General features: G+C 44.5%; 12 protein-coding genes. 3 read left to right on the top strand and 9 right to left on the bottom strand.

Annotated features, from left to right (window positions below; translation table 11 throughout):
- Window positions 1–84 precede the first annotated feature (84 nt).
- Entirely contained in the window at window positions 85–1050 is a 966-nt protein-coding gene (gene nrdF / locus IGI92_RS03755) for a class 1b ribonucleoside-diphosphate reductase subunit beta (protein ID WP_005225180.1), read from the top strand.
- Window positions 1051–1109: 59 nt separating this feature from the next.
- On the opposite strand, the gene IGI92_RS03750 is transcribed toward nrdF, so the two are convergent.
- The 6 genes from IGI92_RS03750 to IGI92_RS03725 all read right to left on the bottom strand — a co-directional run bounded on the left by IGI92_RS03750 (window position 1110) and on the right by IGI92_RS03725 (window position 9188).
- Window positions 1110–2165 carry an alpha/beta hydrolase fold domain-containing protein gene (locus IGI92_RS03750; protein ID WP_430608099.1) on the bottom strand — a complete coding sequence of 352 codons (1056 nt, stop codon included), beginning with the start codon at window positions 2163–2165 and terminating at the stop codon, window positions 1110–1112.
- Window positions 2166–2255: 90 nt separating this feature from the next.
- The gene (locus IGI92_RS03745; protein WP_005237471.1) at window positions 2256–2972 is read right to left on the bottom strand and encodes an MIP/aquaporin family protein; all 717 of its coding nucleotides are present in this window, start codon (window positions 2970–2972) and stop codon (window positions 2256–2258) included.
- Complete coding sequence (glpO, locus tag IGI92_RS03740; protein WP_430608098.1) at window positions 2965–4794, bottom strand: type 1 glycerol-3-phosphate oxidase; 1830 nt, start codon at window positions 4792–4794, stop codon at window positions 2965–2967. The genes IGI92_RS03745 and glpO overlap by 8 nt, the downstream gene beginning before the upstream one ends.
- A gap of 3 nt (window positions 4795–4797) precedes the next feature.
- Window positions 4798–6318, bottom strand: coding sequence for a glycerol kinase GlpK (gene glpK, locus IGI92_RS03735; RefSeq protein ID WP_008377082.1), 1521 nt, complete (start codon window positions 6316–6318; stop codon window positions 4798–4800).
- Window positions 6319–6448: 130 nt separating this feature from the next.
- Complete coding sequence (locus IGI92_RS03730; RefSeq protein WP_430608096.1) at window positions 6449–7891, bottom strand: helix-turn-helix domain-containing protein; 1443 nt, start codon at window positions 7889–7891, stop codon at window positions 6449–6451.
- Window positions 7881–9188 carry an FAD-dependent oxidoreductase gene (locus IGI92_RS03725; protein ID WP_430608094.1) on the bottom strand — a complete coding sequence of 436 codons (1308 nt, stop codon included), beginning with the start codon at window positions 9186–9188 and terminating at the stop codon, window positions 7881–7883. Before IGI92_RS03725 ends, IGI92_RS03730 begins: the two co-directional genes overlap by 11 nt.
- A gap of 136 nt (window positions 9189–9324) precedes the next feature.
- Here IGI92_RS03725 and IGI92_RS03720 point away from each other — a divergent pair, with 136 nt between their 5' ends.
- Window positions 9325–10140 carry a DUF92 domain-containing protein gene (locus IGI92_RS03720; RefSeq protein WP_254907486.1) on the top strand — a complete coding sequence of 272 codons (816 nt, stop codon included), beginning with the start codon at window positions 9325–9327 and terminating at the stop codon, window positions 10138–10140.
- 71 nt (window positions 10141–10211) lie between these two features.
- Here IGI92_RS03720 and IGI92_RS03715 read toward each other — a convergent pair whose 3' ends face one another.
- The 3 genes from IGI92_RS03715 to IGI92_RS03705 form a co-directional block, all read right to left on the bottom strand.
- Window positions 10212–10922: an MgtC/SapB family protein gene (locus IGI92_RS03715; protein WP_008377072.1), complete on the bottom strand. Its 711-nt coding sequence runs from the start codon at window positions 10920–10922 to the stop codon at window positions 10212–10214.
- A gap of 230 nt (window positions 10923–11152) precedes the next feature.
- Window positions 11153–11854: a glucosamine-6-phosphate deaminase gene (nagB, locus tag IGI92_RS03710; RefSeq protein ID WP_005225171.1), complete on the bottom strand. Its 702-nt coding sequence runs from the start codon at window positions 11852–11854 to the stop codon at window positions 11153–11155.
- A 157-nt stretch (window positions 11855–12011) separates the two neighbouring features.
- Entirely contained in the window at window positions 12012–12614 is a 603-nt protein-coding gene (locus IGI92_RS03705; protein ID WP_016611944.1) for a LysM peptidoglycan-binding domain-containing protein, read from the bottom strand.
- 234 nt (window positions 12615–12848) lie between these two features.
- On the opposite strand from IGI92_RS03705, the gene IGI92_RS03700 reads away from it, so the two are divergent.
- A complete protein-coding gene (locus tag IGI92_RS03700) occupies window positions 12849–13238 on the top strand; it encodes a DUF1093 domain-containing protein (protein WP_005237494.1) in 390 nt (129 codons plus the stop codon).
- The last annotated feature ends 102 nt before the right edge of the window (window positions 13239–13340 follow it).

The following is a 13340-nucleotide window of genomic DNA, read 5'->3' as shown; positions in this document are numbered from 1 at the left end:
TGAAAACGAACCAATAGCCTGCCCCTGCTCTTTCTTGAGAGCGGGTCGGCTGTTGTCTTGATACGATTATTGGAGGAACCGACTATGGGTAAGACTTACTATGAAGCAATCAACTGGAATGAGATCGAAGATATCATCGATAAATCCACTTGGGAAAAATTAACAGAGCAATTCTGGTTAGATACGCGGATCCCTTTATCAAATGACCTTGATGATTGGCGGACGCTATCACCATTAGAAAAAACGACGGTGGGCTACGTCTTTGGCGGCTTGACCTTATTAGATACCGTTCAATCAGAAAGCGGTATGGATCAACTGCGTAAAGATGTCCGCACCCCACATGAAGAAGCGGTCTTGAACAACATCCAATTTATGGAATCTGTCCATGCAAAAAGCTATTCATCAATTTTCAGCACCTTGAATACAAAAGCGGAGATCGCCGATATTTTTGAATGGACCAATACCAATCCTTACTTACAAAAGAAAGCCGAACGAATCAATGAGATTTACAAAAATGGGACACCGCTAGAGAAAAAAATCGCCAGTGTGTTTCTAGAGACCTTCTTATTCTATTCAGGTTTCTATACACCCCTTTATTACTTAGGCAATAACAAACTAGCGAACGTAGCGGAGATCATCAAATTGATCATTCGTGACGAATCCGTTCATGGCACGTATATCGGCTACAAATTCCAATTAGGTTTCAACGAATTACCAGAAGACGAACAGCAAAAGCTGAAAGACTGGATGTACGACTTGTTGTATGAGTTGTATGAAAACGAAGAACGTTATACCGAAGAATTATACGATGAGATTGGCTGGACCGAGGAAGTGAAAACCTTCTTGCGTTACAATGCCAATAAGGCTTTGATGAATCTAGGACAAGACCCACTTTTCCCAGACACCGCCAACGATGTCAATCCAATCGTCATGAACGGTATTTCAACTGGTACCAGCAATCATGACTTCTTCTCACAAGTTGGGAACGGGTATCTGCTTGGTTCCGTTGAAGCGATGAAAGACGATGACTACTTCATCGGACTTGATTGATTTGCTTACAAATAAACACCTTGTTTCTCGCCAATAGAGGGTGAGAAACAAGGTGTTTTTTAGTTAGCCAGCTGGTCTTTGATAAAGGTCAACGTTTCTGTCAAACATTCCTGTGCTTGCGGCAAGCTATAATCAAATTGGTATTCGTGGGTCACTGTTTCCGAATCCCCTTTGTAAAAACGACTTGTCACGGGAATATCAAGAGCTTGCAGCTGGTTGGCAAAGGCAATGCCTTGGTCTTCAAAGGAATAGGCGTTGCCATCAGTGATATACGTTGGTGGAAAATCAGCCGTCAATTTATCCACCAGTGAGATCTCCTGCAGTTGGGGACTATCTTGCCATTCTTTTTTGCCTAATAACGACCAAGCCACCGTTTTAACAAAGAATTTCATAAAACGATCATCCGAAGAAGTTCCAACGCTCTGCTTCAAATCAAGGGGGCCGCAATAGGAAATAAACCCTTTCAGGGCCGATGCAGGAATGTCTTGATCAAAGGACATTTCCTTCGCATACGCTGGATTGGTTTGCAGCGCCACATATTGCCCCGCAATTTGGGCACCTGCAGAATCTCCACCGAAGAAGAGTTGATCGAAATCAAGCATGGGGTATGCTTGGGCATCTGCTTTGATCGAGTCTACCGCTTGGGCTAATTGTTTGACCTGTCCCGGATAATGCAAACTTGGCGCCCATTCATAATTAATCGAAATCACAGCGGCTTTGGTTTCATCGACGACATAGGTCGCAAACTCTTTGACGCCTTCTTTGTCTCCCCCGACATATCCGCCCCCATGGACCCAAAAAATGACTGGAACAGGGCCTTGTGCATCTTTGGGATAATAAAGATCAAAGGTACTGCGTTGATAATCCGATTGATAAGCCAAGTCCTGTTTGACCGTCACATTCGGCAAACTTCTTTGATAAGCCGCCTCATCCTTGATGGTCACTTCTTGGTTAAACAGATGACCGATCAAAAAAGCCCCCGGTCGTGGGGAGAGTTGAAAAGCCAGAAAAACGGCAGCTAAGAGTCCGATCAGGACAATCGCCACCCACATGAAAAAGCGCAGAATTTTTTTCACGCAAAAGCTCCTTCCTTCGTTCTGTTTCAGCTTTTTCATTTAACCATGTTTTTTTAGCAAATTCAATGACAATCGCTAAAGATTAAAAAAGGATGATACCAATAGGCACCATCCTTAAAATAACATCGTTTATAATGGCAACATCATAAACAATCCAGCTGCGATCGCTGCACCGATCATTGGACCGATGATTGGTACTAACGCATAGCCCCAATCGGAAGTCCCTTTGTTTTTGATTGGTAAGATTTGGTGAGCGATCCGTGGTCCTAAGTCCCGTGCCGGGTTGATGGCATAGCCTGTTGGTCCACCAAGAGACAGTCCGATCGCTAAGATCAAGATCCCAACAACGATGGGATTTAATCCATCCGTAAAGGTATTGGCACCAAAAGCCAATAAGCCAAAGACTAAGACAAAGGTACCAATGACTTCAGTGATCGTATTCGATACTAAATTACGAACTGCAGGCCCTGTTGCAAAGGTACCTAAAATCGCGCCTTGGTCTTTTGTTTCATCCCATAATGGCAAGTAGTTGAGCCAAACGAGGATTGCTCCTACGATCGCACCAGCAATCTGCGCCAGCATAAACGGTATAGCCAAACTCCAAGAAAAATTCCCTGTCATCGCCATGCCTAATGTAACGGCTGGATTCAAGTGAGCAGGTCCCATGTACCCTGAAACGTATACGGCTATGGTCACCGCCGTTGCCCAGCCCATCGCGATCACGATCCAGCCAGAGGCTTCTGCTTTACTCTTTTTCAGATTGACAGCCGCACACACGCCATCCCCTAACAAAACCAAAATAGCCGTTCCTAGAAATTCACTAAAGATCTGTGTTGTTTCATTCATCTTTTTTTCCTCCTTTTAAGGCTGTTAAATCTGATTCTGCGATCACTTGGTTCATTTCTGCTACATAGGCTGCTTTTTCTTCTTCGCTCCAGCCAAAGAAGTCGGTCATAGCTGCGACGACACCGGCTTTGACTTCATCTAAGGTATCTCGCATAAATAGGATATGGTTGGTCCGACGCAATAGATAATCGACAGGCGTCAGAACCATTTCTTCATGCAAGGAATAGTTCAAGGCAGTACTTTCTTTTTCATCTAAGCCCTCAAACTTCGTCTTGTAGTTCAACACTCGGGGAAGATTCGACCCATAAAGATGAGCCAAATACGTCGCATCTGCTTCATTGAACCCAGCGGCTTGTGCTTGGTCAGTCAGCTTCGCTAATTCTTCCTCTACATTGGCCGCATCAAGCTCACCACCAGAAACTGGGTACGTGGTTGAATCCACCAACTCGAAGGAAGCACCGCTTTCTTGGAGCAATTCATTGATCCGTTTGACTGCTCCTTCCGCCATCAAACGATAGTCGGTGATTTTTCCGCCTGCCAACGTCAATAGTCCGTCTTTTGAGCGTTCCAAACTGCTGCCGCGAGAAACTTGCGATGGATCCACTTTGCTGGCTTCTACTCGTTCTTGCGCTTGTTTTACAGCTTTTTCTACAACTGGTCGCTGCCGCTCATCTGCAAGATATTCTTTGACGCTTTCAACGATCTGCTCAAAGCTTTCATCAGATAATTTGCCTTTACCACCACCATTGTAATCCGAACCACCATTATTCGTAATCAATGGACGTAGACCAGCCCAGCTCGCTTCGATATCATCAAGGGTGATCTGTGCATGTGGAAAGCGTTCATTCACGATGGTCAGTAGATAATCGACATCTTCTTGTGTGACCGTCGGATGGGCAAAATCGCCTGTATAGTCCGTATCGGTTGTGCCAAAATAGGTCTTGTTTTCTCTTGGTACCACGAAAACCATCCGACCATCATTTTTCCCAGTATCAAAATAGGTTGGTTGCGGTACTTTTAGTTTTTCCCGATCGACCACTAAATGGACGCCTTTTGTCGGACGCATTTGTGGTGGCAGCTCATCATTCTTATCTAATTGACGAACGATATCGGACCAAGGGCCGGTCGTGTTGATCACGACTTTGGCGTGAACCTCAAAGCGCTCGTTTGTCAGTTGATCCTCCACTTCTACCCCATTGATGATGCCTTGCTCATCATGTAAGATGCCGACGACTTTGGCTTTACTGATCATTGCTGCCCCATCGACTTGTGCTCGTTTAATGTTTTCGATCACCAAGCGGGCATCGTTGTTGCGAAAATCAAGATAGACTCCGCCACCAACTAAGTTTTCCGCCTGCAGCTGTGGTTCGCGTGCTAAGACCTCTTCTTTCGTCAGCAGATAATTTTCGTATTTACTGCCTGTCACATTTGCTAAGCGATCATAAAGATCCATCGCCACTTTGACAGAAAACAAGGAGAAGGTTGCCCCCGGTTCATCGTAAATCGGTAAAAGCATCGGATCTGGCTTCGGGATATGCGGAGCAATTTGTTGGACGATCGCCCGTTCCCGCACGGTGTCAGCGACCACTTCCACGTCAAAGGTTTTCAAATAGCGAATACCGCCATGAACGAGTTTCGTGGACCGCGAAGACGTCCCTTCGGCAAAGTCTTGCATTTCCAAAAGAACCGTCTTCATCCCAGCCGCTGCTGTTTGAACGGCAACCCCTGCGCCGGTAATCCCACCACCAATGATCAACACATCATAGGTGGTATTTGCCGTTTCTTGAATGGTTTCCTTCCGATCTTTCTGAGAAAAGGTCATGGCTTACTCGCCTTCTTTCTTCGCTTTGAATTTGAAGGTCTGAGTAGCCGCCACCGCTTGTTTCCAACCTTCGTACAAATTGTCTCTTTCTTCTGCTGGCATTTCTGGCGTAAACATTTGCCCTTCTTCTGCCATTGATTTCAATTCATCTAAGTCTTTCCAGAAGCCAACCGCTAGTCCTGCCAAATAGGCTGCCCCTAATGCGGTTGTTTCCAGATTCGCTGCTCGTTGTACGTCAATGTCTAAAATGTCCGCTTGGAACTGCATCAATAAATCGTTTTTGGCTGCCCCTCCATCGACTTTCAGCAATGGGATATCGATACCGGAATCTTTTTTCATCGTATCGATGACGTCTTTTGATTGGTACGCAACAGCTTGCAGTGTTGCCCGAACAAAATCTTCCTTCGTCGTCCCACGAGTCAAGCCGAAGACTGCTCCTCTTGCATCTGAATCCCAGTAAGGCGCACCTAATCCAGTAAAGGCAGGTACCACATAGACTTCATTATCTCCTTTTGCTTTGGCAGCTAGTTCTTCTGATTGTGGCGAAGTCTCGATCATGCGTAGACCATCCCGCAGCCATTGGATCGCTGATCCAGCAACGAAGATACTTCCTTCTAAGGCATAATAGACTTTGCCGTTGATGCCATACCCGATAGTCGTCAGTAGGTCATTGTCAGACAATTGTGGTTCTTCACCCGTATTCATGACAATAAATGCCCCAGTGCCGTAAGTATTTTTGATCATACCTTTTTCAAAGGCCATTTGTCCAAAGAGGGCGGCTTGTTGGTCTCCAGCCATTCCAGCGATTGGTACTTCACTGCCGTAAAAATGGTAGCTGCGGGTGTGACCATAGACTTCTGAGTTGCTTTTGACTTCTGGTAGCATCGAGCTTGGAATGTTCAAAAGATCCAAAATTTCTTGATCCCACTCTAATTTATGAATGTTGTAAAGCATCGTCCGACTAGCATTGGAGTAGTCGGTGACATGGACTTGTCCATCTGTCAGTTTCCACACAAGCCATGAATCGATCGTTCCGAAGAGTAACTCACCATTATCCGCCTTTTCTTGTGCCCCTTCGATATTGTCTAAAAGCCAACGCACCTTGGTCGCTGAGAAATACGCATCAATGACTAACCCAGTTTTTTCATGGATCATCTCTGTATGGCCATCTGCTTTTAATTGGTCAGCGATCGGTGAAGATTGACGGGATTGCCAAACGATCGCATTCGCGATTGGCTGCCCTGTCGTTTTATCCCAAACCACTGTCGTTTCACGCTGGTTGGTGATCCCGATGCCGGCGATTGCTTCTGGTCGGATACCTGATTCAATAAATGCCCCTGCGATGACTGATTGGACAGAGTTCCAAATTTCGTTGGCGTTGTGTTCTACCCAACCGGATTTTGGAAAGTATTGGGGAAACTCTTTTTGTGAACTGCCGATTTTTTTCCCGTTACGATCAAAAATAATTGCTCTTGAACTAGTGGTTCCTTGGTCGATCGCCATTACATAATTTTTTTCTGCCATTTGATTCGCTCCCTTTGATTTTATATACGCCTTTTTGTTAGCGCTTTCTGACTTACTTTTATTTTAGCTGAACTTTTGCTATATGGTTCGTCAATTTTTTTTCAAATCTCTAAGAAATTGACGAAATCCACTATTGAAAGCGTTCACGGATTATTTTTTTGATTGTCTCACGATCATAAGCAGTCCCTAATTCACTGATTCGATAGGTCGGTGTTTTGGTCTCGATGGCGTAATTCGCCAAGATCAAATCATATTCTTGTTCTGGACGATAGCGTTCGACAACTACGCCATTCAAATTTTTGAGATACAGCAGCCACATATAATAGAGGGCTTCTTTAAATAGCTCATCCATTTTCAAGGCAATCCCAACACGAAATTCTCGATTGATTTGATAATCGATGATCGTGATGACACTCAAGTATTTGACCATCGTCATCATCAGTAGACTATTTTTCTCGGACGGCTTGATATTTAACTCTGCTAGGGCCTTATCTAATAATTCGTGACTGATTTGCTGAATGTTGCGGCTGGATAACTGCGCTTCCAGCTGCCAAATATTTTCTCGATCAAAAACTTCCACATCCCCTTTGAAAAAATAGACGCGGCTGTGGATCTGCAGCAGGTGACCATAACAAGTGGCTTCCATTTCACGAGGAACAAACGATGGGCGGTAAAGATGCAAAATATGTTCCAAAATCAATGTATCCGTCAAGGCAGTTGGCGTAAACCGAGAACGCTGCAGCATATACACTTGCAGATCGTGTTCGGATAACACCGAGAACGACAACAAAAAAACAAAATGCAGCATCGCCTCCTCTTCTCTGACTTCTAATGCGTAATGGCCAAAGCCACGAAATACCAACTCACGTAATTGTTGAAACAAAGGGTCTTTCATGTAAGGTGCCATTTTCTCCCGTAAAACTTGAAAGGATTGAGTAGCAATTTTAAGTCGCGCCTTCATGATCCTCAGCCATAGGGACAAGCGCTGCTGGGCTTCTTTCGTAAAGCGCATGTTCAGGCCGCGAGTGATCAGACCGACATATTTCTCATCGATCGGCAATGGCTGACTGTCAAAAGAATGAACATACCAAAAGAGTTCAAAATAGAAATAACGAATTTGGGTTTCTTCTCCAATCAGCTTTCCTTGCCAGATCTCTAACTCAAATTCTGCTAGCAAACCATTTAGCTCTTTGATTTTGCGAAACAAGGATGACTCGCTGACTGTTAATTTTTGTGCCAGCTGGACAGTCGTCACTTCTTGATGTTGTAAAAGGTGCTCGAGAATTTGAAATTTCAATGCCGAACGATAAAATGCCCATTCAATTTGGTTAAGAGAAAAGGTGGGGCTCATTTCAAAAACCAGTGAACCATTTCGGTAATACAATCGACACTGCTCATGATAGTGCGTCAACTCATCTTGCAGCTCATCCACATACTTTTCCAGAGAAGGCTTACTGATGCCAAGATAGAGCGCTAATTCATGTAGCTCCATTTGACCGCCAACTAGTAAAAGTTTTTTGAGCAGCTGCAATTGTTTTGCTTCTTTTTTTTCTAATAACTGATCAAGTTTCATCGGCATCACTTCCCGACCATATGAAGGTTTGCTCCAACACATGAGTGAATCGTGGATGGAAGAAAAAGTCTTTTTGGGTCAGCTCCTCCATCGTTGCCTGCTGCTCGATCGCAAACGCTAGTAAATTGATTTTTTCCAAAATATTGGCTTTTGATAAAAGTTGCGCACCAACGATTCGGCCGCTGGCTTGTTCGATCATCACTTTTCCATGAACCTGCGTCGAATCAAAAAGGGAAACGGTAGCCGTAAAAGTGTGACAAACGATCGGTGATTCATAGAAAAACTGATCCGACTCGGTCAAGCCGGTACTGGCTAAATACCACTCAAACAATTGTGTACCGACTGTCCGCAATCCACCACGAAACGGGGTCGTTTTGTTTGCTAGATTGCGAGCTGCCGCAATCCCTGAGCGAACAGCATTATTGACTAAGGGCATGTAGACCGTGTCTTTCGTAATAGCATTTGGAATTTGGATCAAGTCGCCGACCGCAAAAATATCCGTGGCAGAAGTTTCCAAGTAGGCATCTGTCCAGATAGTTTGATCACTGTGTAATTCAAAGACCGTAAATGCCTCTGGCAAGCGAGGATGAACGTTAACTGTCGTCAATACCAGATCGCTTTCATAACCTTGATCGGCGGTTTCGATCCGAAAGCCTGTTTCCGTTTTAACGACTGCCAAAGTTGGCTCCGACCAATGCAGCTGCAAGTTGGGGATTTTTTCGATCTCCGTTAAAAAGGGCTGCAAAAAATCGCGATCAAAGTATTTGAATAAAGGATACGACATTGATTCGATCACACTGACTTTTTTGCCGATCATCGTTAAGGTATTCGCCGCTTCCATCCCGGCTTGACCAGCACCGACGATGGTAATCGACTCTGCTTGGGGCAATTGCTGTAAGAAATGCTTCGCTGCTTCATATTCTTTGTAGGTCAGTAGTGCTTCTTCTGGTTGCGGCAAAACAGTGGAATCTTGACTGGAACCTGCCGCCAAGACGAGTCGATCATAGCTTAGTTCCCGCTGATCCGTCCGAATCCGATGATCAGAAGGAAAGACTTCTAGAAAGGTTTCTTCTAAGGCTACGTCGATTGTTTCTGCCTCCAGCTGCTCCTTCGTACAAAAGAATGCTTCATCCAGTGAAGCGATCCTGCCTTCGATCAGCAATAACAAACCGCTTGGAACAAACCCAAGATGGGCTTTTTTTTCTATCAATAAAATCTCTGCGTCAGGGTATAATCGGCGTGCTTCACGGGCGCAGCTGACACCACCAAAGGACCCGCCTACGATAATGATTTTCATTGGATCACCTCTCTCCCTTAGCTTAAATGAAACGCTCTCATTTGACGAGTAAAAAGCTATCTTCCTTACTATTATTTTGTTAACTGCGGTAAAATAAATGAGACCTATGCTACACTATACGCAAAGGAGTGTTCAAATGGTTTTCTTTTATCAATTCATGCTAGGATTGTTTGCCAGCATATTCGTTGCAGCGGCAGCATTCGTCTTTCAGTGGCTGACTATTTCTGGCGCACTGGCTGCGATTCTTTGCGGCACACTGGTTATTGGCTTTGGTCCGTGGTACAGCATCTTTTTGATTGGCTTTTTCTTTGCCAGCTCTGGCATCATTGGTCTTTTAAAGAAAATGCGCCGTCAGCCAGAGTTAGCTGTGCTTGCCAAAGGTGCTCGCCGTGATGCAAAACAAGTCTTTGCAAACATCGCACCAAGCATCTTTGCTCTACTGCTTGCCTTTTGGACGAAAGAACCGCTATTCCTTTGGGGATTTGTGGCGGGAATCGCTAGCTGTACGGCTGACACTTGGGGCTCAGAAATCGGCGTGCTGAGTCCAAGTCCACCGCGTCACTTACTAACGGGAAAAAAATTACCACCGGGACTTTCCGGCGGTGTCAGTTGGTTGGGAACTGCCGCTTCCCTAGCAGGGAGTCTCGCCATCACTGGTTTATTCGCAGCAGCCTTATGGTTGAACGGCAAGCCGTTCTCCCTTGATCTCTGGTTGACTTTGACTGCTTTAGGCTTTTGCGGTAGTCTTTTGGACAGCTTACTGGGCGCAGCGATTCAGGTGCGCTATCAATGCCCAGTCTGTCACCAATACACCGAAAAAAAAGTCCACCACGACGTTGCGACCAAGCAAGTCGGCGGTCTTTCCTTTGTAACGAATGAAGGGGTCAATTTGCTGACTTCAATAGTGATCGTTATTTTGACTGTGTGTTTCTTTTACTTAAAAAATGTCTAACGCATCATAAAAAAAGCAGCAAGGCATCTCACTAATGTGATGTGTCTTGCTGCTTTTTGATTCAATACCCGTTAAGCAATATCCACCAAGCGGATCTTCGTGACATTTTTGTAGACAGACAATTCTTCGATCACTTCAGAAAAGCCTAGTCCTCGCGGGAGATCAATCGTATAAATGTTGGTATAAATGCGATAGTCTTCCATGAATTTGACATCAAAATTGACATCTTCGATCACGATGTTTTTCTCTTGGAAGTACTCCGTCAAAAACTCTTTGGTCTCGGTGCGATGAATGTACTGGATCTCCAATTTCTTTGCTGTTGGTACGCGGACAATCCGCTTAACGATCGTCAATGCAAAGAAGATCCCTATAAAACTACTTAATGCGATGGTGTAAAAGCCCATCCCGATGGCAATTCCTAAACCGGCGATCGCCCATAAGGAAGCAGCCGTCGTCAACCCCGTCACCGAGCGCTTCGTCACAATGATCGTTCCGGCGCCTAGAAAACCGACCCCGCTGACGACTTGCGCAATCAATCGTGCTTCGTCCGAACGAATCACGCCTGCTAAATCTGGATGATCCAGCGCATCTCGCATGGCACCTGTGGCGATCTCCACTTGGATCAAAGCAATGACACAAGCCCCCATGCAAACCAAGATATGGGTTCTAAGACCAGCTGGTCGGCTTTTGTACTGCCGCTCGTACCCAATCGCGCCACCCATGACCATCGCCAACAGCAACCTCAGTGCTACTTCAGGAATGGATAAATGCATATCAACCATTTGCATCCCTCTTTTCTTCGTATTCTCTCTTTTAACTATAGCATCTCTGATGGAAAAAAGGAAAAAACATCGCTAGAGCAGCCAAATAAAAAAAGCCTCCTCAGAAATAAGCAAGATAGATCCGAACCATCGCTCGCAGCTGCGCTGGCATTACTGCACAAGCACAGGGGGAAGCTGCAAGGATGGCGCGTTTTCCTTCTGACTTATTTCTGAAAAGGGCTGATTTTGTTTTACAGGTTGCTGGCAGCAGCCTCATCGATGATCACGATCACGTCATCATGCTTTTGTAAAACAGAAGCTGGTAATTCGTTGGTTACGGGTCCTTCGATCATTTTTTGGATTGCATCCGCTTTGACTTCGCCAAATGCCATCAAAATGATTTTTTTGCTTTGCATAATTGAACCGATCCCCATGGAAATCGCCGTCGTTGGGACGTCTTCGACTTTATCAAAGTAGCGTTTGTTGGCATTGATGGTTGATTCAGTCAAGTCAACGACTGAGGTCGTTCCTTCAAAGGATGCACCAGGTTCGTTGAAGCCGATATGTCCGTTTTGACCGATACCCAAGATTTGGATATCAACTGGGTGATCCGCAATCACGCTATCGTAGCGTTGGCATTCTGCTTCTAAGTCTTCCGCTTTGCCGTTTGGTACGAAGGTTTCTTTGAATGGTTTTTTATTGAATAAATGAGCATTCATGAAGTAGCGATAGCTTTGTTCGTCTTCGCCGCCTAGTCCTACGTATTCATCTAAGTTGACTGAAGTCATTTCTGAAAAATCAACTTCACTGGCAGTCATTTCTGCATAAAGGGTCTCTGGCGTGCTTCCTGTTGCTAAACCTAGCACTTTGGCGCCATTTGCCATACCTTCTTGTATCAATTCAAAAGCTTTCTTTCCGCCTTGAGCAGCATCTTTAACGCGAATAATTTCCATGATCAGCGCTCCGTTTCCATTTGGTATAGTCCAATAATACCACAGGTTGTGTTTGATTACAATAATTAGTCTAGACCAGATGACGATTTTTTCTTTATCACCAATCAAAAAAAGACGAGCTCTGGAATGAGCTCGTCTCTACTCGTATTCTACTTGCTTACCAATTCGTATAAACATCAATACCGCTATGACCGACACCTGTGTCATAGACTTTATAGGCACCTAAAGATGATTGACCAGTCGATCCTTTCGGTTGATTGTCGCTGGCAACAACGATGTACCCATCGGCATCACGGATGGTTCCGTCAGAGGCTACATGGCGTCCAGGGATGTTCAATCCGCCTCCTGGCAAAACTTTTTGTGAGTAGTACGATTCTCTCACACCATTGAAGTAGTTGATCCCATCCACTGGATTCAAGACTCCAGAACCAGCACCAGGAATGCTTGAACGGGTTTGACTCACGTTAGCAGTCGCTGTAGATTCACTTTTTTCTGTGCTTTCTTTCGTACTTGTTTCTTTGTTTTCTACTGATTGGCCATCGTTAGAAACCAACAATGTTTCGCCATCAAAAATCATATTTGGATTTTCGATCGAATCATTCAAAGCTAAAAGATCTTCGACCGTTGTTTGATAAGTAGCAGCGATCCCAGATAGGGTGTCTCCTGGTTCGACAACATGGGTTTGTTCTGCTGCTGAAACAACTGTTCCTCCAACGAATAAACCAAATCCTGCAACAACTGTAAATGCAAATTTTTTCAAATGAAAAAACCTCTCTTTTGATTATTTGTCCCGCTATCGGGCACAAGTAAGAGAATAACATTACAATGTTGCAGGAAGGTTTCAGAAATGTTTTTCATTATCACAATTGTTAAACAGAAAATTACAAGCTTTTTGATAATAAACAGTAAACTTACAATATTGTTATCCATTTCGATGAATGATTTCGGCTCCATCATGCTATAGTAAACCCAGTAATTGAAAGGATCGATGCACATGAAAAAACTACTTTTGACGCTTGGCGTTTTGATTTTAGCAGTAGGTGGCTATTTTGGCTACACTTACTATACAACAACTTATCAAGGGATAACGGCCTATGCCATCACGCCCAACAAAGTCCCAGAAAAGACCCAAACGTACAGCGATTCCGGTGAAAAAATCGATGGCTCCTTTACGTATAAGTACACGTTTGAGTTTGTTAAGAAAAACGGCGAGAAAGAACTCATGACCTATGATCTTTCTGGTGAAAATGTGAAGCCATTCGCGCCAAATACCTTAGTCAAAGCAGAGATCAGTAAAACCCGTGTCATCTCGGGTCCCAATGAAGTCCCTCAATCAGAAGTCCCAGCAAAAATACTGTCTGAGCTGGAAACCTTTGACGAATAAGGACTTCTTACAAGAAACTTTCTACTTTTTAAGGTTCATTTTACTTTGACCGGCTATGCTAGCTTTATACCAAAACTATTTTTCTTCCTCTTACCAGTCCTC

Origin of the sequence: Enterococcus sp. DIV2379 (genome assembly GCF_050542965.1) — a bacterium.
In the GTDB taxonomy this organism is placed as follows: Bacteria; Bacillota; Bacilli; order Lactobacillales; family Enterococcaceae; genus Enterococcus_D; species Enterococcus_D entomosocium.
The sequence above is the reverse complement of the archived record's forward strand: the minus strand, read 5'-3'. Positions and strand labels throughout refer to the sequence as shown.

Bases quoted from the DNA above. Each gene is read 5' to 3' on its own strand.
- nrdF (WP_005225180.1), top strand. From the start codon at position 85: ATGGGTAAGACTTACTATGAAGCAATCAACTGGAATGAGATCGAAGAT.
- IGI92_RS03750 (WP_430608099.1), bottom strand. From the start codon at position 2,165: ATGAAAAAGCTGAAACAGAACGAAGGAAGGAGCTTTTGCGTGAAAAAA.
- IGI92_RS03745 (WP_005237471.1), bottom strand. From the start codon at position 2,972: ATGAATGAAACAACACAGATCTTTAGTGAATTTCTAGGAACGGCTATT.
- glpO (WP_430608098.1), bottom strand. From the start codon at position 4,794: ATGACCTTTTCTCAGAAAGATCGGAAGGAAACCATTCAAGAAACGGCA.
- glpK (WP_008377082.1), bottom strand. From the start codon at position 6,318: ATGGCAGAAAAAAATTATGTAATGGCGATCGACCAAGGAACCACTAGT.
- IGI92_RS03730 (WP_430608096.1), bottom strand. From the start codon at position 7,891: ATGAAACTTGATCAGTTATTAGAAAAAAAAGAAGCAAAACAATTGCAG.
- IGI92_RS03725 (WP_430608094.1), bottom strand. From the start codon at position 9,188: ATGAAAATCATTATCGTAGGCGGGTCCTTTGGTGGTGTCAGCTGCGCC.
- IGI92_RS03720 (WP_254907486.1), top strand. From the start codon at position 9,325: ATGGTTTTCTTTTATCAATTCATGCTAGGATTGTTTGCCAGCATATTC.
- IGI92_RS03715 (WP_008377072.1), bottom strand. From the start codon at position 10,922: ATGGTTGATATGCATTTATCCATTCCTGAAGTAGCACTGAGGTTGCTG.
- nagB (WP_005225171.1), bottom strand. From the start codon at position 11,854: ATGGAAATTATTCGCGTTAAAGATGCTGCTCAAGGCGGAAAGAAAGCT.
- IGI92_RS03700 (WP_005237494.1), top strand. From the start codon at position 12,849: ATGAAAAAACTACTTTTGACGCTTGGCGTTTTGATTTTAGCAGTAGGT.